Raw genomic sequence first — 21,311 nt, 5'->3', positions numbered from 1 at the left:
GACTACATCCTGAAGATGCCGTAGGAGGGCGGGGGGACGGGCGCGTGCGCGGCGGCCGCCAGCCCCAGGCCGAGCACCCGGCGGGTGTCGGCGGGGTCGATGACGCCGTCGTCCCAGAGCCGGGCGGTGGCGTAGTACGGCGACCCCTGGGTCTCGTACTGCTCGCGGATCGGCGCCTTGAGGTCCTCGTCGTCGGGCCGGCCGGCGACGGTCGCGAGCACCGAGGCGGCCTGCTCGCCGCCCATCACCGAGATCCGGGCGTTGGGCCACATCCACAGGAAGCGGGGGTCGTAGGCGCGCCCGCACATGCCGTAGTTGCCGGCGCCGAAGGAGCCGCCGATGACGACGGTGAACTTCGGGACGACCGAGCACGCGACCGCGGTGACCAGCTTGGCGCCGTCACGGGCGATGCCGCGGTTCTCGTACTCGCGGCCGACCATGAAGCCGGTGATGTTCTGCAGGAAGACCAGCGGGATGCCGCGCTGGTTGCACAGCTCGATGAAGTGCGCGCCCTTGAGCGCGGACTCGCTGAACAGGATGCCGTTGTTGGCGACGATGCCGACCGGGTGGCCCCACACGTGCGCGAACCCGGTCACCAGCGTCTCGCCGTACAGCTGCTTGAACTCCTGGAACCGGCTGCCGTCGACGATCCGGCGGATCACCTCGCGCACGTCGTACGGCGTGCGGGTGTCGGCCGGCACCACGTCGTACAGCGTCGCGGGGTCCTCGAGCGGCTCCTCGACCGGTCGCACCTCCCAGGGCGCGCCCGTCGAGACCGGGACCGTGTCCACGATGGCCCGGACGATCGCGAGCGCGTGCGCGTCGTCCTCGGCGAGGTGGTCGACGACGCCGGAGGTGCGCGCGTGCACCTCCCCGCCGCCGAGCTCCTCGGCGGTGACGACCTCGCCGGTCGCGGCCTTCACCAGCGGCGGGCCGCCCAGGAAGATCGTGCCCTGGTCGCGGACGATCACGGTCTCGTCCGACATCGCCGGCACGTAGGCGCCGCCGGCGGTGCACGAGCCCATCACCGCGGCGACCTGCGGGATGCCGCGCGCCGACATCTGGGCCTGGTTGAAGAAGATCCGGCCGAAGTGCTCGCGGTCGGGGAACACCTCGTCCTGGAGCGGCAGGAACGCGCCGCCGGAGTCGACGAGGTAGACGCAGGGCAGCCGGTTCTCGGCGGCCACCGCCTGCGCGCGCAGGTGCTTCTTGACCGTCGTCGGGTAGTAGGTGCCGCCCTTGACGGTCGCGTCGTTGGCGACCACCACGCAGGTGCGGCCGCTCACCCGGCCGATGCCGGTGACCACGCCCGCGGAGGGGACCGGCGACTCCCCCGGGGCGCCGTACATCCCGTGGGCGGCCAGCGGGCTCAGCTCCAGGAACGGGCTGCCCGGGTCCAGCAGCCGGTCCACCCGGTCCCGCACCAGCAGCTTGCCGCGGTCGGTGTGCTTGCGGCGCGCGGCCTCGCTGCCGCCCCGCCGGGCGGTCGCGAGCCGCTCCCGCAGGTCGTCGACGAGCTCCCTCAGGTCCTGGGTCACCCCCCGAGGTTAGCGATCATTAACCCCCCGCGTCGAGAGACCACCCCGTCACCGTTGAGTTGGGCCTGACTCACCCTCCAGTTGGGCCTTCCTCACGTCCGGCGCGTGAGGAAGGCCCAACTCGAACGGAAGGAAGGCCCAACTCAACGGGTCGGGGAGGGCGGGAGGGTTAACCTCGCGGACGTGACCCCCCAGCCGAGCCGGCGCGAGCAGATCCTCGCCACGGCCGCCGAGCTGTTCGCGGCGCGCGGGTTCCACGGGGTCTCGGTCGCCGACCTGGGCGCCGCCTGCGGGATCTCCGGGCCCGCGCTCTACAAGCACTTCCCCTCCAAGGACGCGCTGCTGGCCGAGATGCTGGTCTCGATCAGCGAGGAGCTCCTGGCCGTGGGGCGCGCGCGGGCGGCGCGGGCCGCCGACCCGACCGCCGCAGTCACGGCGCTGATCGAGTGGCACGCGGACTTCGCGCTGCGGCACCGGCCGTTGATCGTCGTGCAGGACCGCGACTGGGAGTCGCTGCCGGTCGCCGCGCGCGAGCAGGTCCGCGCCCTGCAACGTGCGTACGTCGACCTCTGGGCCGACCGGCTCCGCCTCGTGCACCCCGGACTGGACGCGGACACCGCGCACGCGATGGCGCACGCGGCGTTCGGCCTGATCAACTCCACGCCGCACTCCGGGCTGCTCCCGGACGCGCCGATGCACGCGCTGCTGTGCCGGATGGCGGCGGGAGCGCTGGGCGTGCCCGCACTCCACCCTTAAAGACCAAGTTTTAAGAAACGATTGACGGAGTGTCTGACAACTGATTGGTTTCAAGGACCAACCCCGGACACCTCGCTCCCCCTGCTTCTCCGGCGGTCGCCCCGGCGTCCGCACACGGCGGTGCCGCGACGCGTCCCCTCGTGAAGGAGTCACATGTCCCATCCCCTCCGACGGCGCCGCTGGGCGGCGCGCGGACTCGCGCTGACCTGCTCGGTCGCGCTGGTCTCGGCCGCCTTGGCGGTAGCCGAGAGTCCTAGCGTCACCGCCGCCCCGGGCAACCCCGGCGTCGTGCTCGACCGTCACTCCGACGAGGAGGCGATGGTCGTCGAGGTCCTGCTCGCCGACACCGCCGAGATGGACCGCCTGGTCGCGACCGGCGTCGACCTCGAGCACGGTGTCGAGCAGACCGACGCCGGCATCACCGTCCGCGCCGTCGTCACCGACAGCGAGATCGAGGCGCTCACCGAGGCCGGCTACGAGTTCGGTGAGGTGCTCTTCACCTCCGAGGACTCCGCCCGGGCCCTCGCCGAGCGCGAGTGGACCATCGCGGCCGACAAGGCCGAGAACCGCAAGGCCGCCCGCGGCGCCACGGTGGGCATCCGCCCGCTGCCCGGCTCCACCCCCGCGGACCAGTCCGACGTCCGGATCATCCGCGCGGACTACTACACCAGCTTCGGCACCGGCGTGCTCTCCGTCGAGGCCAAGTGGGTCAACGGCCAGACCGCGACCACCCCGCTGACCGTGGAGCGCGACAGCGGTCCCGGCACCGCGCTGGGCTCCGGCGGCACCCAGACCATCAACCGGTTCGTCGACGCCGGCGTGTACATGTACCACCTCGGCGCGAGCAACGTGGACGTCGACGTGCGCGGCGACGCCGTCCGCCCCGACCTGGTGAAGATCACCAGCCCCAGCGGCGACATCGCGATCGTCAAGGTCAACGACTGGCTGCCGACCGGCACGGAGCAGGACCCGTTCAAGGGCGCCGGCTACCAGGAGGACTTCATCTCGAAGTACCTCGTGCCCACCGAGCTCTACGGCCGCATCAACCAGCTCGCGTCGACGTACCCGAACCTGGCCGAGGTCGTCGAGCTCCCGAACAAGTCCGGCGGCTACCGCCGCAAGGCGCAGGCGATGCTGGAGGAGACCAACCGGCTCGTCACCACCATCAACGGCCGCAGCGTCGAGATCCCGTACGCCGCCGCCACCAGCGGCGCGTTCGGTGCCCTGGCGCCGACCGAGACGACCACGCCCGCCGCGGTGCCGGTGCGTCGCGTGAGCGCCGCCGCCAACGCCGCCTGGCCCGCCGCCACGCCCAGCATGGGCTGCGGCACGATGACCGGGCTCACCGGCGCGATCGCCGTGATCGACCGCGGTGAGTGCAGCCTGGCCGACAAGGTCCAGAACGCCCAGAGCGCCGGCGCGGTCGCGGTCGCGCTCGTCAACGCCACGACCGGCCTGGCCACGGCCCCCAGCGGCAGCGCCACGCCGACCGGGTCCACCACCCCGGTGACCATCCCGACCGTCGGCATCTCGCTCCAGGACGCCACCAAGATCCGCAACGGCGGCACCACCGTCACCGGCCGGCTCGACCCGGCCCCCGCGGTCGCCAACAGCTCCCGCGTGGGCATCGAGTCCCTCGCGTGGGGCCACGAGGGCGGCAACGACCTCACCGCCCAGATCGTCAACCCGGGCACGCCGAACGCCCCGCTGACCGTCACCGTCGACGGCGCCAAGGTGACCGTCTCGGCCGCCACCGACGCCGCCGGCGCGATCACCACCACCGCCGCTCAGGTGGTGGAGGCGATCAAGGGGAACGCCGCGGCCTCGGCCCTGGTCGACGCCTACACCTACCGCACGGAGACCGGGACCGGCGTCGTCAGCGCCACCCCGGTGATCGCCCTGAGCGACAACCTCAACGCGCCGGCCTGGGTCTCCCGTGACCCGCACCCGGTCTACGCACTGAAGATCGGCAAGACCCGCGACGGCTCCAAGCCCGGCGTCCTCGCCTACGCCCAGGAGCACGCCCGTGAGTGGGTGCCGCCGCTGGTCACCGTGGAGGTCGCGGAGCGCCTGCTGCGCAACTACGCCACGCACGAGCCGACCCGCGAGCTGGTCGACAACCTGGAGATCTGGATCGCGCCGTCGATCAACCCCGACGGTGGCCACTACTCCTTCTTCGACTTCGCCTCGCAGCGTCGCAACCTGACCCGCCACTGCGCGAAGGGTGGCAACTACGACGCCACCGCTCGCAACAGCTGGGGTGTCGACCTGAACCGCAACCACACCGAGTACAGCGCGCACGACGGCTACTCCGGTGCCTCGACGACCAGCTGCACCAGCGACACGTACGCCGGCCCCTCGGAGCTCTCGGAGCCCGAGGCGCAGAACGTCGACTGGATGATGGCGCGGCCGAACATGCGCTACTCGATGAACATGCACTCCTCGGGTGACTACTTCATGTGGGCGCCCGGTGCGTACAAGGCCGAGGGCCGAGTCACCTCGCCCCGCCCGACCGTCGGCGAGGAGGCCTACTTCTGGCAGGCCTCCGAGCGGATCCTGACCGCGATCAAGCGGGAGCGCGGCATGGCCGTGACCCCGGCGCGCACCGGCCCGATCAGCGACGTGCTCTACTCGGCGGCCGGCAACTCCGGTGACCTCGCCTGGTACAAGTACGGCCTCTACGGCTGGAGCTTCGAGGTCGGCCGCACCTTCCAGCCGCCCTTCGAGCCGCTGGTTCCGACCGGCCCCGGCGCACACCCGGAGTCGCAGGAGTACGCCAACGGCATCATCGAGCTGCTCCGGGTCGCCCGGGCCGAGGACATCGACGTCACCGGTCCCGAGTCGAAGCTGGAGTTCATCGAGACCTCCGACCCGAACTTCGTGGAGTTCGTCTTCGAGACCGACGAGGCGGCGGAGATCTACTACACCACCGACGGGTCGGCCCCGACCACGGCGAACGCCCAGCAGTGGAAGACCGCTGGTGACCGCGAGGGCGGCGAGCGGATCCGCGTGCCGATCGGCACCAAGATCTTCTGGTACGCCGTCGACTCGGTCGACAACGTCGAGCGGGGCTACGACCCGACCGACGCCAAGGACCAGCGCTACCGCAAGGCGATCGCCGACCCCGAGTGGGAGCCGGAGATGGCCGAGCCGAAGGTCGAGCTCAGCGTCTCGCCCACCAGCCTCAAGCAGGGCCACACGGCCACGGCCACCGTCTCGGTGACCGCGACCAACGAGTTCGGCAGCGCCCCCACGGGCACGGTCACGCTCAAGGCCGGCGGCGACACGGTCGGCACCATCGACCTGGGTCCCGACGGCAAGGGCACCGGCCCGGTCGGCCCGTTCACCAAGGTCGGCTCGGTCCCCGTGACCGCGACGTACTCCGGTGACGACCTGACCGCCGAGGGCACCTCCTCGGAGGTCGTGGTCAAGGTCTCGGCCGCGAACACGGCCAAGGTCAAGTCCAAGGTCGCCGTCCTCAAGGTTGCCCCCGGCAAGATCACCCCCGGCACCCGGGCGCGTCTGACCATCCAGGTCACCGCCGCCGCCGCGGTGAGCGGCAAGGTCGTCGTCCGCTCGGGCGGCGAGGTCCTCGCCAAGGGCAAGGTCAACGCCAAGGGCCGGATCGTGCTCAAGCTGGACACGCTCGGCAAGCCGGGCAAGAAGACCCTCAAGGTCCGGTACGCCGGCAACGCGAAGGTCAAGGCGTCCACCACCCGCCAGGTGGTGCGCGTGGTCCGCTGACCCAGGTCAGCTCCACCGGCGGGGCCGGCAGCACCTTCGGGTGCTGCCGGCCCCGTCGCCGTTGGGCGGGCGTCCACCTAGAACAGGTGGTCGACCGGGTGCCCCTCCTCGAGCGCCGCCAGGACGCGCGCCGCGCGCAGCGCGGCCTCCAGCCCGCTCTCCACGTCGATCTCCTCGGGACCCACGCCGGGATCCACTCCGGGGCGCGGGGCCGGGGTGGCCTCCGCCCGCTCGTGCAGCCGGGCCAGCAGCTCCTCGCGCGGCAGGCCGCGCAGGTGGAGCAGCACGAACGGGTCGTCGTCGACGAGCCAGGCCAGCTGCTGGAGGACGGCGAGCGCGTGGCGGCAGGGGTCGGTCCAGGCCTCGCACGTGCAGGCCGAGCCGAGCTCCCCGCCGTACGGCAGCAGCTCGACGCCCGCCTCCTCGGCGTGCTCGACGAGGGTGTGCGGGAGGTCGCCGGCGAGCAGCGCGGCAATCCGGCCGGCCTCGGCCGCGACCGTCTCCACGAGGGCCTCGCGCGCCCCGGGGTCGAGGACCGGCAGCACGCCGGCCACCGTCCACATGCCGTGGTCGTCCTCGACGGCGGCGTGGTAGCCGCCGACGTCGACGGTGATCTGGCCGACCCGCCCGGCACGGGCCAGCTTGCGCCCGGCGAGCAGGTCCTCCTGGGCGTACGCCGACTCCTCGACCGCCCGCGCCCAGGCCTTGCCCCACCAGCTCCGGGCGCGGGGGGCCGAGCGCCGCGGCGGCAGCCGGGCGTGGTGACGCGGCGCCGCCGCCGTCACGGCGCCCGCAGGGTGACCAGGTCGCGCAGGTCCTCGTTGCTGAGCTCGGTGAGCGCCGCCTCGCCGCGGCCGAGGACCGCGTCGGCGAGCGCCCGCTTGCGGCGCAGCAGCTCGGCGATCCGCTCCTCGATGGTGCCGCGGGTGATCATCCGGTGCACCTGCACCGGCTTGGTCTGGCCGATCCGGTAGGCGCGGTCGGTCGCCTGCTCCTCGACGGCGGGGTTCCACCAGCGGTCGACGTGGACGACGTGGTCGGCGCGGGTGAGGTTGAGGCCGGTGCCGCCGGCCTTGAGTGAGAGCAGGAACACCGGCTTCTCCCCCGCCTGGAACCGCCGCACCATCGCCTCCCGCTCGCGCACCGGCGTGCCGCCGTGCAGCAACTGGTGAGGTACGCCGGAGCGGTCGAGGTGGGACTCCAGCAGCCGCGCCATCGCGACGTACTGGGTGAAGACGAGCACCGCGCCGTCCTCGGAGATCGCGGTGGCGAGCAGCTCGTCGAGCAGGTCGAGCTTCTCGCTGCGGCCGCCCAGCCGCACCGCGCCGGACTGCTTGAGGAAGTGCGCCGGGTGGTTGCAGATCTGCTTGAGCCCGGTGAGCAGCGCGAGCACCAGGCCGCGGCGGGCGTCCTCGTCGGCGCGCTCGATCCGCTCCATGGTGTCGCGCACGAACGCCTCGTAGAGCACGGTCTGCTCGCGGGTGAGCCGCAGCGGGTGGTCGGTCTCGGTCTTGGCGGGCAGCTCGGGCGCGATGCCGGGGTCGGACTTGCGGCGGCGCAGCAGGAACGGCTCGACGAGCTCGGCGAACTGCTTGGCCTTGGTCGGCTCGAGCCCGGACTCGATCGGCGCGGCCCAGACCTTGCGGAAGGCGTTGCGGCTGCCGAGCAGGCCGGGCGTGGCCCAGTCGAGGATCGCCCAGAGCTCGCTGAGGTCGTTCTCGACCGGGGTGCCGGTGAGCGCGACCCGCGCCGCGCTCGGGATCGCCCGCAGCGCGCGGGCGGTCGAGGACCGGGCGTTCTTGATGTGCTGGGCCTCGTCGGCGACCACGAGGTCCCACGAGACCCGGGCCAGCTCCTCGTGGGAGACGCGCATGGTGCCGTAGGTGGTGAGCACGAAGCCCGGACCGCCGCCGTCCAACCCCTCGAGGGTGCCGCTGCCGTCGAGACCCTCCAGCGAGCGCTGCCCGCCGTGGAACCGGCGGACCGGCGTGCCCGGGGCGAACCGCTCGATCTCGGCCTCCCAGTTGCCGAGCAGGCTCGCCGGGCAGACCACCAGCGTGGGTCCGACCGCGCGGCTGCCGTCGGTCGAGCCCGCCTGGACCCGGTGCAGGTGCAGCGCGATCAGCGTGACGGTCTTGCCCAGCCCCATGTCGTCGGCCAGGCAGGCACCGAGGCCGAGGCCGGTGAGCTCGGCCAGCCAGGTGAGCCCCTGGCGCTGGTAGTCGCGCAGCGTCGCGCGCAGGCGCGCCGGGACCTCGACGGGGTCGCCGTGACCGGCGGCCAGGATCCGCTCACGGAGCTGGAGCAGGGACGCGCCGACGACGACCTCCGCCTCCTCGGCCTCCTGGCCGGGAGGGGCGAGCAGCGCGGTGCCGGTGAGGGTGGCGGCGACCGCCTCGCCCGCGCCGACCCGGCGTACCAGCCGCTTGCGGGCCCGGCGGGCGACCGCGGGGTCGATGACCGCCCAGCTGCCGCGCAGCTTGAGCAGCGGCGAGGCGGCCGAGGCGAGCTGGTCCATCTCCTCGTCGGTGAGCGGGTCGCCGTGCAGCGCGACCTGCCAGTTGAAGGCGAAGACGTCGGCGGGACCGAACATCCCGGTCTGCAGCGGCGCCTCGCGCGGGCCGGCGGGCGCGCGGTCGAGCACGGCACGGGTGGTCAGGTCGCGGCCGAGGGAGCGCGGCCACAGCACGTCGACACCCCGGTCGCGGAGCGCGCCCACGCCGTCCTCGAGCAGGCTGGCCAGCTCGTCGCCGTCGAGGGTGATCTGGTCGGGCACCCGCAGCTCGAGCATCCGGTCGAGCACCGGCCAGGCCTCCGCCGCCGCCCGCAGCGCGATCGTGGCGTGGGTGCGGGCCCGGTCGCCGAACCCGTGGTCGGCGTCCGCCCCCGTCTCGGCCCAGAGCACGGCGGCGTCGGCGACGTGGAGCGGGTTCTGCTCGTCGTGGACCTGCAGCACCAGCCGGACCGCGTCCGCGACCAGCTCCTCCTCGTCGGCCTCGACCCGCAGCGACACCGACACCAGCTGGGGCCGCTGGTCGGGCGGCTCCTCGCGGTGCTGCTCGATCCGGCGCCGGAGCCGGGCCCGGAAGTCGGGCGCGGGCTCGGGGCGGGCCGCCGCCGGGGCGGTGCGCGGGACGGCGTCGACCACGGCGGCCAGCACGCCGCGGACCAGCTCGGCGGCCTCGGCCGGCGCCAGGCCCACCGCGCCGCGGCTGCCGGCGAGCAGCGTCACCCGCTCGCGGTCGTCGGCGTCCAGGGGGGCCACCCGCCAGCTCGGCACGGCGGTCGGCGCGGGCTCGAACTTGCCTCCGGCGACCAGCCGCAGCCCGAGCAGCGCGGCCCCGGCGAGCAGCGAGACCGAGGGGTGGGTGTCCTCACGCGCCTGCGCCTTGGTGAGCACCGGCAGCGCCGCGCGGATGGGCAGCACGACCGTGCGGCGCCCGTCGGTGAACTCGACCGTGCTCTCCCGCGGCGGCTCCGCGGCGCGGAAGGTCGCCGGGCCGGAGACGGGGACGAAGCTCACGGGGGCGACCGTAGCCCGGGACTCCGACACCGCTCTGGGAGGTGCTCACTACCCTCGGCCCATGAGCATCCTCGACGCCCCGATCGCCCGCCTCGACGGCACGCCGGCCACCCTCCGCGAGATCACCGGCGGCCGGCCGGCCCTGGTGGTCAACGTCGCCAGCAAGTGCGGCCTCACCCCCCAGTACGCCGGGCTGGAGCAGCTCCACGAGAAGTACGCCGAGGCGGGGTTCACCGTCGTCGGCGTGCCGTGCAACCAGTTCCTGGGCCAGGAGCCGGGCAGCTCCGAGGAGATCGCCGAGTTCTGCTCCGCGACGTACGGCGTCACCTTCCCCATGACCGAGAAGGTCGAGGTGAACGGCGAGGGCCGCCACGAGCTCTACCGCGGCCTGGTCGACGTCCCGAACGAGAAGGGCGAGACCGGCGACGTCCAGTGGAACTTCGAGAAGTTCCTGCTCGCCTCCGACGGCACCGTCGTCGCCCGGTTCAGCCCCGGCGTCGAGCCCACCGACCCCACCCTCGTCGACGCGGTCCGCTCGCTGACCACCCCCTGACCAACGGGGGGTGACGGATCCCACGTCCAGAACCGGCGCGAGGAGGTGCGCGGGATAGGAGCCGAACCTAACCTCGTGAAGTGACTAGTGCTCCCGAGACCGAACGCCCCGAACCGCCCGTCCCCGACAAGCTCGACCGGCACACCCTGCTGGTCGCCGGCGTGGTGGTGCTCGGCGCGATCATGTCGATCCTCGACATCACGGTGGTCTCGGTCGCCCTGAGGACCTTCGAGCGCGAGTTCGACGCGTCGACGGCCCAGGTCGCCTGGACGATGACCGCCTACACGCTCGCCCTGGCGAGCGTGATCCCGCTGACCGGCTGGGCCTCCGACCGCTTCGGCACCAAGCGGCTCTACCTCGCGGCCATCGTGCTCTTCGCCGCGGGCTCGGCGCTGTGTGCCGTGGCCACCTCGCTGGAGATGCTGGTCGCCTTCCGCGTGCTCCAGGGCTTCGGCGGCGGCATGCTGGTGCCGCTCGGCATGACGATCCTGACCCGGGCCGCCGGCCCGGAGCGGATCGGCCGCGTGATGGCCGTGATGGGCATCCCGATGCTGCTCGGCCCGATCGCCGGCCCGATCCTCGGTGGCGCCCTGATCGACAACGCCTCGTGGCACTGGATCTTCCTGATCAACGTCCCGATCGGCGCGCTCGCCCTCGTCTACTCCTACAAGGTCCTGCCCTCCGACGACCCGACCCCCTCGGAGTCCTTCGACTGGCTCGGCATGATCCTGCTCTCCCCCGGCCTCGCGCTGTTCCTGTACGGCATCTCCTCGATCCCCGAGACCGGCACCATCGCGGCCACCAAGGTGCTGCTGCCCGCGCTCGTCGGCCTGGCCCTGATCGCCGCGTTCGTGCCGTGGGCGCTGAGCCGGCGCAACATCCACCCGCTGGTCGACCTGCGCCTCTTCGCCAACCGCACCCTGACCTTCGCGGTCATCGCGATGACGCTGTTCGCGATCGCGTTCTTCGGCGCCAGCCTGCTGTTCCCGCAGTACTACCAGGGCGTGCGCGGCGAGTCCGCGATGATGGCCGGCCTGCTGCTCGCCCCGCAGGGCATCGGCGCGATGATCACCATGCCGATCGCCGGCGTGCTCAGCGACAAGATCGGCCCCGGCAAGATCGTGATGGCCGGCGTCGCCGTCCTCACCATCGGGCTGGGCCTCTACGCCACCCTCGACGACAGCACGTCGTACTGGTTCCTCGGCCTCGCGCTGTTCATCCAGGGCCTCGGCATGGGCGCCACGATGATGCCGATCATGTCGGCCGCGCTGCAGACGCTGCGCGCGCACACCATCGCCCGCGGCTCGACGCTGATGAACATCATCCAGCAGGTCGCGGCCTCGATCGGCACCGCGATCTTCTCGGTGCTGCTCACCAACGGCGTCAAGAACGACATCGGCCCGGCCGACCCCGTCGGCGACCTGGCCGGCGTGTTCAGCAGCGTCTTCTGGGTCGGCACCCTGATGGTGCTGCTCGTGCTGATCCCGGCGTTCTTCCTGCCCCGCAAGAAGGCCGAGCACGACATCGACCCGACCCTGCTCGCCGGTCACTGACCGAGCTCAGCCTGGGGAGAACCCCGTCGAGTCGGCGCACATGTGCGCCGACTCGGCGGGGTTTTTCCACAGCTACAGCGCGAGGCGTCCGGTGACCGGCGGCAGGTCCTTCAGCGTCACGATGCCGGGCGGCGCGGCCACGACGTACGGCACCGCGTTGGTGACCGGCATCGCCGTGTAGATCATCCCGAGCCCCATGAAGCCCTCCTCGGTCCAGTCCGCCGGGGGCAGGCAGTGGATGACCGTGCGCATGTTGGGGAGCCCGAAGACCTGGATCACGTGCCCGTGCGCGAGCGGCTTGGGCGGTACGACGTGGTCGCCCATGGTCCAGTTGAACCCGACGCTGACCACGTTGCGGTCGCCCACCCAGCCGCGGTGGTAGCCCATCACGCCGCCGACCGTGCCGGCCGGGATCGTCATGAAGCCCAGGTCGGTGTCGCCGGTGGCCTCGGTGAAGGTCACGTCGAAGGTCATCCGGTCCAGGGTCACCCCGAGCGCGTCGGCCATCATCGCCGCCGACTCGGCGAACACCTCCGACTCCCGGCGCACGCTCTCGGCGAGGCCGGGGGTGTCCGGCCGCTGCGAGAACCCCATCGCGGTCTGGGTGCCCGCCGACTCGTACGTCGAGCAGTCGACCGACTCGGTGATCCGGATCTCGTCGACCCGCTCGCAGGAGCCGCTGAGCACCATGCCGACCAGGTTCGTCATCCCGGGGTGGGCGCCGCTGCCGAAGATCGTCGCCCCGCCCCGCTCGCACGCGGCGCGCACCCGGTCGAGGTCCTCGGGCGACTGCTTGCCGCCGGTGATCCACGCGGCGCTCGTGCAGACGTTCACCCCGGCCTCGAGCAGCGCGCAGAGCTCGTCGAGGTCGGGCCAGAGCGGGTTGTAGCAGCAGGCGTCGGCGCCGAGGGCGAGCAGCGCGGCGACGTCGGAGGTCGCCGTGACCCCCGTCGGCTCCGGCCAGCCGCACAGCTCGGCGGCGTCGCGGCCGACCTTGTCCGCGCCGTGGGCGTAGACGCCGACGAGCTCGAGGTCGGGACGGGCGAGGATCGCGTGCAGCGAGCGTCGCCCGATGTTGCCGGTCGTCCACTGGATCACGCGCAGGGGTCGGGTCATGGCGCAAAGTAGAACGTGTTGCAGTTGCGCGTCTACCCCTGCAGCCGCGGCAGCACGTCGGCCGCGACGGCCTCGAGCACCGCGACGTCCCCGGCGTACGGCGCCTCCGCGCGCGGCCAGTGCGTCACCAGGTCGGTGAACCCGAGCTCGCCGACCCGCCCCGCGACCTCCTCGAAGAACCCGACGCTCGAGAGCGCGAAGCGGCCCGGGCGCGACGGCTGCGGCGTGTCGTCGGTGAGCACGTAGCGCGGCACGGTCGCGGGGTTGCGCCCCGCGTCGGCGAGCGCGGTCTCGAAGGTCTCCACCGACTCCGCGAGCCCGGCGGCCCACGCCGCGAACGACGCGGCGGCGTACGGCCCGGTGGTCACCCAGCCGTCGCCGTGCCGGGCGGCGAACCGCAGCGAGCGGGGGCCGTTGGCCGCGACGAGGTACGGCGTGCGCCCGAGCCCCGGGAGGGTCCGGGCGTCGGCGGTGGAGAACCAGCGACCCTCGGTGGTCACGTGGTCGCCGTCGCGCAGCGCCCGGAGCACCCCGACGAACTCCTGGAACCGGTCCACTCGGTCCCGGACGCCCATCTCGTCGGTGCCCAGCAGGCGGGAGTCGAGGTCGCCGCCGGTGCCGACGCCGAGCAGGAACCGCCCGCCGGAGACGTCCTCGAGCGCCTGCGCGTCACGGAACAGCTGGTAGGGGTGCCGGAAGTTCGGCGCCGAGACCAGGGTCCCGAGGCCGATCCGCGACGTGATCGCCGCGGCCGCGCCGAGGACCGGCGTCGCGCCGGCCCACGGCGAGTCCGGCAGCCCGCCCCAGGTGAGGTGGTCGTAGGTCCAGGCGTGGTCGAACCCCAGCTCCTCGGTGGCCCGCCACCGCGGCGCGGCCTCGGCCCAGGGCTGGTCGGTGAGCAGGGTGAGTCCGACGCGCATGCCGCGAGCCTAGGCCGTCGGGTAGCCGGCACCCCCACCCGCCGAGTCGGCGCCTGTGTCCGGGTTCTGCACAGGCTGTCCTGTGGAGAAGCCGGACATTCGCGCCGAGTCGGCGGACTTCTTGGCGCGCAGGCCGACCGCGACGAGGACGGCGCCGCCGACGGCACCGAGGACGACGCCCCACCAGGTGGGGTGGTCGACGAGCAGGACCCGGGTCGCGATCGGGGTGACCGTGACGGCCATCGCGACCACGAGCAGCCGGAAGCCGACGTGGCGGGTCAGCGCCGCGAGGGCCGTCCAGCCGAGCACGAGCAGGAACGCCAGCACCAGGATGGTCCAGCCGTCGTCGGAGAACCCGTCGGTGGCCGGGACCTCGACCGGGCCCTCGTCGAACCCGGCCGACAACGAGCCGAACACCGCGGTGAGCGCGCTGCTGATCGCCAGCACCCCGGTCAGCACGGCGAAGCCGGCGACGGTGATGCCGCCGGCGACCAGGGCGCTGAGCACCCGGGTCGCGGGGAGCAGCCACCCGGCGGCGGTGACGGCGACCGCGAAGAAGGTCAGGGCCAGCGCGATCTTGATGCCGCCGATGTCGTCCCCGTCGCCCAGGTCGAGCACGTCGTCCATCAGCTGCAGGTAGACCGCGAACAGCGCCAGCACGCCGACCACCACGAACGGCCCCCGGCGGGTCAGCCAGAGACCGGCCGCGCACAGCGCGAGAGTGGCCAGCCCGGCGAGGTAGACCGTCGCGCCGCTGTCGTCGAGCGCCACCGCGACCATCAGGCCGACGCCGGCGGCACCGAACGCCCCCGGCCAGGTCACCAGGTCCGTGCTCGCGTCCTGGTCGCGGGCCAGCAGAAACGCCGCTGCGGCGACTCCGAGCAGCCCGAGGGTCGCCGCGATCCCCACGAGGTAGTTGGACCAGTCGAGCTCGTCGTCGAACCGGGCGTAGAGGGTCGAGAGCACCACGGCCGTCGCGAGCAGGGCGACCCCGAGCCCGACGCCGGCACGGAGCAGGTCGAGCGGCGCGGCGGGACGAGGGACCGGGGGACCGGCGGGTTGGTGGCTCATGGCGCGGACTCTAGGGCAGCCCCGGCGTCCGGCCGGTCCCGCCGCTCCGCGTCAGGCCTGGGAGGCGAGGGCGAGCGGGAGCACGTCGCCGGCACCCGCGGCCCGCAGCGCGCGGGCGGCGACGGTGAGGGTCCAGCCGGTGACGACCAGGTCGTCGACCAGCAGCACCGACGCGCCGGCCGGGACGTCGGCGTGCAGGTCGAAGCGGCGTCCGACGGCCGCGACCCGCTGCGCGGAGTTGGCCTGCCCCTGGCCGGGGAGCACGTCGGGGTCGGCGATCGCGAAGGTCCCGAGGAGCGGGACCCCGAGGTAGCGCGAGAGCCCGGCGGCCAGGTCGGCGACCAGCGTCGGCCGGGAGGCGGACTCGACGTGCACGATCCCGTCGACGCGGGGCTGCCAGTCGCCGAGCACCTCGACGACCGCCTTGACCAGCGGCACCGGGACCGGCCCGTCCTCGACCCCCGGCCGGAACAGGTCGCGCAGCGCCTGGCCGTACCCGAGGTCGGTCAGCCGGGCCACGACCCGACCCTCGGCCGCGGGCTCCTTGATCCGGCCCTTCCAGTCGATGCCGAGACCGGCCAGCGCGGTCGGCCACATCTTGCGCGGCTCCAGGGGTACGCCGGGGCGCGCGAGCCGCGCGCCGGCCTCCTCGACCGCCGAGGACGACACCGAGGTGGACAGCTGGAGCCCGCCGCAGTTGTCGCAGCGGCCGCAGTCGGCCGCGTCGGGGTCGTCGAGCTGGTCGCGCAGGAACCGCATCCGGCACCGGTCGGTGTCGAGGTAGTCGAGCATCGCCTGCTGCTCGCGCTCGCGGGCCTCGGCCACCCGCTGGTAGCGCTCGGCGTCGTAGGCCCACGGCTCCCCGGTCGACTCCCACCCGCCGCGCACCCGGCGTACGGCGCCGTCGACGTCGAGGACCTTGAGCATCGTCTCGAGCCGGTTGCGGCTGAGGTCGACGTGCGCCTCCAGCGCGGCGGTGCTCATCGGCCGGCCCTCGCCGGCGAGCACCTCGAGGGTCTGGCGGACCAGCTCCTCGCGGGGGAAGGCGAGCGAGGCGAAGTAGGCCCAGATGTCGCGGTCCTCGGGGGCGGGCAGCAGCACCACGACCGCCTCGTCGGTGCCGCGGCCGGCACGGCCGACCTGCTGGTAGTAGGCGACCGGCGAGCTCGGGGCGCCCATGTTGACCACGAACCCCAGCGTCGCGTCGAAGCCCATGCCGAGCGCGGACGTCGCGATCAGCGCCTTGACCCGGCCGGCGGCGAGGTCGGCCTCGCGGGCCAGCCGCTCGGTCTGCTCGGTCTGGCCGGAGTACGCCGCGACGTCGTGGCCGCGGGAGCGGAGGTAGTCGGCGATCTCCTGGGTGGCGGCGACGGTGAGGCAGTAGACGATGCCGGAGCCGGGCTGCTCGGCGAGGTGGTCGGCGAGCCAGGCCAGCCGCTGCTCGGCGGTGCGCAGCCGGACGACGCCGAGCCGCAGCGACTCGCGGTCGAGCGAGCCGCGGAGCACCAGCACGTCGCCCAGGGAGCCGGTGCTGCCGAGCTGCTCGGCGACGTCGGCGGTGACCCGGCTGTTGGCGGTCGCCGTCGTCGCGAGCACCGGGATGCCCTCGGGCAGGTCGCCCAGCAGGGTGCGGATCCGGCGGTAGTCGGGCCGGAAGTCGTGGCCCCAGTCGGAGATGCAGTGCGCCTCGTCGACCACCAGCAGCCCGCAGGTGGCCGCCAGCTCGGGCAGCACCTCGTCGCGGAAGCCGGGGTTGTTGAGCCGCTCGGGGCTGACCAGCAGGACGTCGACCTCGCCGGCGCGGATCGCCTCGTGGGTGGGCTGCCAGTCCTCGATGTTGGTGGAGTTGATGGTGACCGCCCGGATGCCGGCGCGCTCGGCGGCCGCGATCTGGTTGCGCATCAGGGCCAGCAGCGGGCTGACGATCACCGTCGGCCCGGCGCCGCCCGCGCGCAGCAGCAGCGTGGCCACGAAGTAGACCGCCGACTTGCCCCACCCGGTGCGCTGCACCACCAGCGACCGGCGGCGGTGCACCGCGAGCGCCTCGATCGCGGCCCACTGGTCCTCGCGGAGCACGGCGTCGTCCCGGCCCACCAGCGCGCGCAGGTGGGCCTCGGCCTGACGGCGTACGTCGGTCGCGGTGTCCGCGGGGCTGGTCATGACGCCCTGTCTACCAGCGACCCCGGACAGCGCGTGCAGCAGCGGTCGGCGGCTGTGGAACGCGGCACTCGGGCCGTCGCGGGCCGCCTGTCAGGCGCCCGGCCCCTGGGCGCGCACGTCGGCGACCTGCTCCATGGCGGTCCGCAGCTCGGCGAGCCAGTCCCCCTCGTGCTGCCCGACCAGGCGCACGCACCACCCCAGCGCGTCGGAGCGCGACCGGGCCACCCCGGCCTCGACCAGGGTGTCGAGGACCCCTCGCTCGGGCTGCCGCAGCCGGGTCATCACGGGCGCGGAGACGTGCGTCCACAGCTCGCGGTGCTCCTCCTCGCCCTCGCCGATCCGGACGCCCCAGGAGACCTTCCGGTCGTAGCGGTGCTCGGCCTCGCGCGCGATCCGTATCCGGTCCTCGCGGGTCTCCTCGCGGAAGGCCTTCGCGCGGCCCGCCCGGGTCTCGGCCACCTCGGCGGCCGAGGCGCCCTCGGGCGCGTGCACGTCGGGCAGGGTCAGCAGGACCGTGATCTCCTCACGGTCGACGGTGACGACCGCGGGGGTCGTCGTCCAGGTCTCGGGCAGGCGGCCGGCGAACCAGCCCCGCACCCGCTCCAGCGCTTCGGTTGTCATCATGCTTACATGATTACACCGCTTCCAAGCGGCCCCGATTCTCGGCGACCGCGGAGAGCAGGAAGGACCCGGTGGCGAAGGCGGCCAGCACCCACCGCGGGACCGGTACGCCGTGCGCGGCGAGCCAGCGCTGCATCCGGGCGTCGAGTCGTACGGCAGGCCCCATCGTCGCCAGCGCTCCGCCGCCGGCGGCCAGCGCCACGCCCACCCGGGTGCGGGGCGAGAGCTCGAGCCCGGGGTCCTCGAGGGCGTCGTAGGTGCCCGCGGTGACGAGCGCCGCCATGGCCAGGCGGTAGGCCAGCAGCCGCCGGCCGGTGCAGGCCACCGGGTCCACCAGCGCCAGCGCCCCCGTCGCCGCGGCCAGCGCGACGTCACGGCCGCGCAGCGGCAGCCCGGTCACCAGATCCGCACGCGCTGCTCGGGGTCGAGCCACATCCCGTCGCCGGGGGCGGTCCCGAACACGTCGTGGAACTCGTCGAGGTTGCGCGCGATGTTGGCGCGGAACTCCGGCGGCGAGTGCGGGTCGATGGTGAGGTACTGCCGCTCCTGCTCCGGGCGGCGCTTGGTGCGCCACACGTAGCTCCAGTTCATGAACAGCCGGCGCCGGTCCTCGACCGAGGCGTCGCCGCCCTGCGAGATCAGGAACGCGCGGTGCGCGATGGTCAGCCCGCCGAGGTCGCCGATGTTCTCGCCGACGGTCAGCGACCCGTTGACCTTCTCGCCGGGGAGGCTGCGCGGCGAGAACCCGTCGTACTGCTCGATCAGCGCCTTGGACCGCACCTCGAAGGCCGCCTTGTCCTCGGGCGTCCACCAGTCGTTGAGGTTGCCGTCGCCGTCGTACTGCGCGCCCTGGTCGTCGAAGCCGTGGCCGATCTCGTGGCCGATGACCGCGCCGATGCCGCCGTAGTTCTCCGCCGGCAGGGCGTCGGGGCTGAAGAACGGCTTCTGCAGGATCCCGGCCGGGAAGCAGATCTCGTTGGTGCCCGGGTTGTAGTAGGCGTTGACGGTCTGCGGGAGCATGAACCACTCGTCGCGGTCGACCGGGCTGCCGATCTTGGCCAGCTGCCGGTCGGTCTCGAACGCCGACGCCGCCGCCACGTTGCCGAGCAGGTCGTGCGCGCTGACCTGCAGGCCGGAGTAGTCGCGGAACTTCTCGGGGTAGCCGATCTTGGGCCGGAAGGTCTCGAGCTTCTCGTAGGCCCGCGCCTTGGTCTCCTCGGTCATCCAGTCCAGCGCCGCGATCGACTCACGGTAGGCCTCGAGCAGGTGGTCGACGAGGTCGTCCATCAGCGCCTTGGACGTCGGCGGGAAGTGCCGCGCGACGTACTCCTTGCCGACCGCCTCGCCGATCGCGCCCTCGACCAGGGCCACGCCGCGCTTCCAGCGGGCCCGCAGCTCGGGGGTGCCGTTGAGGGTGCGGCCGTAGAAGTCGAAGTTGGTCTCGACGAAGTCGTCGGTGAGGTACGGCGCGGCCGAGCGCAGCACGTGGACGAGCATCCACTGCTTCCAGTCCTCGAGCGGCACCTCCTCGAGCACCGTCGAGAGGTGGCCGAGGTACGACGGCTGCCGGACGCAGGACTCCGCGACGGTCTGGTCGTCGCCGCCGAGGTTGGTGACGTAGGCGTCCCAGTCGAACGCCGGGCACAGCTCCTTGAGCTCCGCGAGCGTCATCAGGTTGTAGGTCTTCTGGACGTCGCGGGTCTCCGCGCGCTCCCAGTGGCCGGCGGCGAGCCGGGTGTCGATCGCGAGGACCGTCGCGGCCGCGGCGGCCGGGTCGGGGTGCTCGGCGAGCGCGAGCAGCCGGGTCAGGTAGGCGACGTACTTCTCGCGGACCTCGGCGAACTTCTCGTCGCGGTAGTACGACTCGTCCGGCAGGCCGAGCCCGCCCTGGACGAGGTGGAAGAGGTAGCGGTCGGACTTCCGGTCGTCGGTGTCGACGTAGGACCCGAACAGGCCGTGCCCGCCGACCCGCTCGAACTCGCCGAGGAACGCCGCCAGGTCGCGTACGTCGCGCAGCCCGTCGACCGCGTCGATCAGCGGCCGCACCGGCCGCAACCCCAGGCGGTCGATCGCCTCGGTGTCCATGAACGAGGCGAACAGGTCGCCGATCTTGCGCGCGTCGTCGCTCGAGTCGCCCTCGGTGGTCGAGCTTGTCGAGACCCCGGCCGCCAGAGACTCGATGATGTCGCGCACCTGGGACTCGGCGACGTCGGCCAGCTGGACGAACGGCCCCCAGCTGGAGCGGTCGCTCGGGATCTCGGTCTGCTCCAGCCACCGGCCGTTGACGTGGCCGAACAGGTCGTCCTGCGGGCGGATGTCGGGGTCCATGCCCTCGCGGGCGTCGTCGAGGATCGTCACGGGACCGACCCTAGGACACCGCCCCAGGGCCGGCGCCCCGCGCCGCGTCTCAGCCGTCGATGCGGGTGCGGATCTGGGCCAGCACGTCCTCGGTGCTGGTGCCGTCGCGCTGGGCGAGCTCGGAGACCAGCTGGCCGACGACGAGCAGCACGCCGTTCATCAGCGGGGAGATGTCGAGCTCGAGCTCCCCCTCGTCCTCGTCCATCGTGACCTCGATGGCCTCGATCTCGAGCAGCCGGCCGAACGCGATCTCCATCGCGTCCTCGTTCTCGACGTCGGCGGCGGTGATGCCGTCGAGGATGATGTGTCCCGCCTTGCGGGCCAGGTCGGCGTCGTCGCGGTCGGCGTGGTCGTGCTCGTGGTCGTGGGTGCTCATGGGGTCATCCTGCCGGGTGCCCGGTGAGTCCCACGTCACGGGTTCAGGGGCGGACCCGCACGACCGACTTGCCGAGCGTGCGCCGCTCCTCCATGTCGACCAGCGCGCGGCCGAACTCCTCGAGCGGGTACGTCGCGCCGATCGGGGGCGCGACCACGCCGGACTCCAGCATCGGGACCAGCCGCTGCCACTGCTCCTGCATGTAGCCCGGCCGCGCCATCGCGTAGGCGCCCCAGCCGACGCCGCGGACGTCGACGTTGTTGAGCAGCAGCCGGTTCACCTTGACCTGCGGGATGCCCTGCCCGGCGGCGAAGCCGACCACCAGCAGCCGGCCCTGCGGGGCCAGCGCGCGCAGCGAGTCGGTGAACGCGTCCCCGCCGACGACGTCGACCACCACGTCCACGCCCGTCCCGCCGGTGAGCTCCATCGCGGCGTCCTTGAACCCGTCGAGCAGCACGGCCTCGTCGGCGCCCGCGTCCTTGGCGACCCGGGCCTTCTCCTCGGTGCTGACGACCGCGATCACGCGCGCGCCCATCCCCCGGGCGACCTGGATGGAGGCGGTGCCGACGCCGCCGGCGGCGCCGTGCACCAGCACGGTCTCCCCCTCGCGCAGCCCGGCGCGCTCGTACAGGGCGAAGTCGGCGGTCAGGTAGTTCATCGGCAGCGCCGCGCCCTCGTCGTACGACGTGGCGTCGGGGAGCGCGAAGGTGAAGTCGGCCGGGCTCGCGACCACCTCGGCCGCACCGCCCCAGCCGCCGACGCCGCAGACCCGCTGACCGGGCGCGAAGCCCTCCCCGGAGAGCACGACGCCGGCGAAGTCGACGCCGAGGGTGAACGGCGGCTCGGGCTTGAGCTGGTACTCGCCCTTGCTCAGCAGCAGGTCGGGGAAGGAGATGCCGACGCTGTGCACCTCGACCAGCACCTGGCCGGCGCCGGCCTCCGGCTCGGGGACGTCGCGGACCTCGACGTCGCGGGGACCGGTGGGCGTGATGACCTGGGCGGCTCGCATGCGCGCAGGCTAC

16 protein-coding genes are annotated in these 21,311 nt (G+C 73.2%); 4 read left to right on the top strand and 12 right to left on the bottom strand.

Features of this window, described 5'->3' with window-relative positions; translation table 11 throughout:
- Window positions 1-2: 2 nt before the first annotated feature.
- Window positions 3-1,538 carry an acyl-CoA carboxylase subunit beta gene (locus H4O22_RS00505; protein WP_220451231.1) on the bottom strand — a complete coding sequence of 512 codons (1,536 nt, stop codon included), beginning with the start codon at window positions 1,536-1,538 and terminating at the stop codon, window positions 3-5.
- 183 nt (window positions 1,539-1,721) lie between these two features.
- Here H4O22_RS00505 and H4O22_RS00500 point away from each other — a divergent pair, with 183 nt between their 5' ends.
- Together H4O22_RS00500 and H4O22_RS00495 are read left to right on the top strand one after the other, a co-directional pair.
- Window positions 1,722-2,294: an SACE_7040 family transcriptional regulator gene (locus H4O22_RS00500; protein WP_182525189.1), complete on the top strand. Its 573-nt coding sequence runs from the start codon at window positions 1,722-1,724 to the stop codon at window positions 2,292-2,294.
- A gap of 153 nt (window positions 2,295-2,447) precedes the next feature.
- The gene (locus tag H4O22_RS00495; RefSeq protein ID WP_182525188.1) at window positions 2,448-6,038 is read left to right on the top strand and encodes a M14 family zinc carboxypeptidase; all 3,591 of its coding nucleotides are present in this window, start codon (window positions 2,448-2,450) and stop codon (window positions 6,036-6,038) included.
- A 77-nt stretch (window positions 6,039-6,115) separates the two neighbouring features.
- Here the strand turns inward: H4O22_RS00495 and H4O22_RS00490 are convergent, their stop codons facing one another.
- Both H4O22_RS00490 and H4O22_RS00485 read right to left on the bottom strand, forming a co-directional pair.
- The gene (locus H4O22_RS00490) at window positions 6,116-6,823 is read right to left on the bottom strand and encodes an SWIM zinc finger family protein (RefSeq protein WP_182525187.1); all 708 of its coding nucleotides are present in this window, start codon (window positions 6,821-6,823) and stop codon (window positions 6,116-6,118) included.
- Window positions 6,820-9,561 carry a DEAD/DEAH box helicase gene (locus tag H4O22_RS00485; RefSeq protein ID WP_182525186.1) on the bottom strand — a complete coding sequence of 914 codons (2,742 nt, stop codon included), beginning with the start codon at window positions 9,559-9,561 and terminating at the stop codon, window positions 6,820-6,822. The genes H4O22_RS00490 and H4O22_RS00485 overlap by 4 nt, the downstream gene beginning before the upstream one ends.
- Before the next feature lie 61 nt (window positions 9,562-9,622).
- Here H4O22_RS00485 and H4O22_RS00480 point away from each other — a divergent pair, with 61 nt between their 5' ends.
- Window positions 9,623-10,114 (top strand): glutathione peroxidase, encoded by a 492-nt coding sequence (locus H4O22_RS00480; RefSeq protein WP_182525185.1) that lies wholly within the window; start codon window positions 9,623-9,625, stop codon window positions 10,112-10,114.
- Window positions 10,115-10,194: 80 nt separating this feature from the next.
- Window positions 10,195-11,667 (top strand): DHA2 family efflux MFS transporter permease subunit, encoded by a 1,473-nt coding sequence (locus H4O22_RS00475; RefSeq protein ID WP_244963049.1) that lies wholly within the window; start codon window positions 10,195-10,197, stop codon window positions 11,665-11,667.
- A gap of 72 nt (window positions 11,668-11,739) precedes the next feature.
- Here the strand turns inward: H4O22_RS00475 and H4O22_RS00470 are convergent, their stop codons facing one another.
- The 9 genes from H4O22_RS00470 to H4O22_RS00430 all read right to left on the bottom strand — a co-directional run bounded on the left by H4O22_RS00470 (window position 11,740) and on the right by H4O22_RS00430 (window position 21,298).
- The gene (locus H4O22_RS00470; protein WP_182525184.1) at window positions 11,740-12,783 is read right to left on the bottom strand and encodes an NAD(P)H-dependent amine dehydrogenase family protein; all 1,044 of its coding nucleotides are present in this window, start codon (window positions 12,781-12,783) and stop codon (window positions 11,740-11,742) included.
- A gap of 32 nt (window positions 12,784-12,815) precedes the next feature.
- Window positions 12,816-13,703 (bottom strand): LLM class flavin-dependent oxidoreductase, encoded by an 888-nt coding sequence (locus tag H4O22_RS00465; RefSeq protein WP_182525183.1) that lies wholly within the window; start codon window positions 13,701-13,703, stop codon window positions 12,816-12,818.
- A 9-nt stretch (window positions 13,704-13,712) separates the two neighbouring features.
- A complete protein-coding gene (locus tag H4O22_RS00460; protein ID WP_182525182.1) occupies window positions 13,713-14,774 on the bottom strand; it encodes a hypothetical protein in 1,062 nt (353 codons plus the stop codon).
- A gap of 51 nt (window positions 14,775-14,825) precedes the next feature.
- On the bottom strand, window positions 14,826-16,934 hold the full coding sequence (locus tag H4O22_RS00455) for a RecQ family ATP-dependent DNA helicase (protein ID WP_182525181.1): 2,109 nt from the start codon (window positions 16,932-16,934) through the stop codon (window positions 14,826-14,828).
- Between the two features lie 90 nt (window positions 16,935-17,024).
- Complete coding sequence (locus H4O22_RS00450) at window positions 17,025-17,558, bottom strand: hypothetical protein (RefSeq protein ID WP_182525180.1); 534 nt, start codon at window positions 17,556-17,558, stop codon at window positions 17,025-17,027.
- Window positions 17,559-17,568: 10 nt separating this feature from the next.
- A complete protein-coding gene (locus tag H4O22_RS00445; protein WP_182525179.1) occupies window positions 17,569-17,955 on the bottom strand; it encodes a hypothetical protein in 387 nt (128 codons plus the stop codon).
- Entirely contained in the window at window positions 17,952-19,913 is a 1,962-nt protein-coding gene (locus H4O22_RS00440; RefSeq protein WP_280530174.1) for a M13 family metallopeptidase, read from the bottom strand. Before H4O22_RS00440 ends, H4O22_RS00445 begins: the two co-directional genes overlap by 4 nt.
- A 49-nt stretch (window positions 19,914-19,962) precedes the next feature.
- Entirely contained in the window at window positions 19,963-20,289 is a 327-nt protein-coding gene (locus tag H4O22_RS00435) for a hypothetical protein (RefSeq protein WP_182525178.1), read from the bottom strand.
- A gap of 43 nt (window positions 20,290-20,332) precedes the next feature.
- On the bottom strand, window positions 20,333-21,298 hold the full coding sequence (locus H4O22_RS00430) for an NADPH:quinone oxidoreductase family protein (RefSeq protein WP_182525177.1): 966 nt from the start codon (window positions 21,296-21,298) through the stop codon (window positions 20,333-20,335).
- Window positions 21,299-21,311 lie beyond the last annotated feature (13 nt).

Origin of the sequence: Nocardioides dongkuii, assembly GCF_014127485.1 — a bacterium.
Classification (GTDB): Bacteria; Actinomycetota; Actinomycetes; order Propionibacteriales; family Nocardioidaceae; genus Nocardioides; species Nocardioides dongkuii.
This window is presented reverse-complemented; position numbering and strand designations above follow the sequence as displayed.

What these genes read in the sequence shown, in the direction of transcription:
- H4O22_RS00495 (WP_182525188.1), top strand. Translation starts at nt 2,448, where the DNA reads ATGTCCCATCCCCTCCGACGGCGCCGCTGGGCGGCGCGCGGACTCGCG.
- H4O22_RS00480 (WP_182525185.1), top strand. Translation starts at nt 9,623, where the DNA reads ATGAGCATCCTCGACGCCCCGATCGCCCGCCTCGACGGCACGCCGGCC.
- H4O22_RS00470 (WP_182525184.1), bottom strand. Translation starts at nt 12,783, where the DNA reads ATGACCCGACCCCTGCGCGTGATCCAGTGGACGACCGGCAACATCGGG.
- H4O22_RS00465 (WP_182525183.1), bottom strand. Translation starts at nt 13,703, where the DNA reads ATGCGCGTCGGACTCACCCTGCTCACCGACCAGCCCTGGGCCGAGGCC.
- H4O22_RS00460 (WP_182525182.1), bottom strand. Translation starts at nt 14,774, where the DNA reads ATGAGCCACCAACCCGCCGGTCCCCCGGTCCCTCGTCCCGCCGCGCCG.
- H4O22_RS00455 (WP_182525181.1), bottom strand. Translation starts at nt 16,934, where the DNA reads ATGACCAGCCCCGCGGACACCGCGACCGACGTACGCCGTCAGGCCGAG.
- H4O22_RS00450 (WP_182525180.1), bottom strand. Translation starts at nt 17,558, where the DNA reads ATGATGACAACCGAAGCGCTGGAGCGGGTGCGGGGCTGGTTCGCCGGC.
- H4O22_RS00435 (WP_182525178.1), bottom strand. Translation starts at nt 20,289, where the DNA reads ATGAGCACCCACGACCACGAGCACGACCACGCCGACCGCGACGACGCC.
- H4O22_RS00430 (WP_182525177.1), bottom strand. Translation starts at nt 21,298, where the DNA reads ATGCGAGCCGCCCAGGTCATCACGCCCACCGGTCCCCGCGACGTCGAG.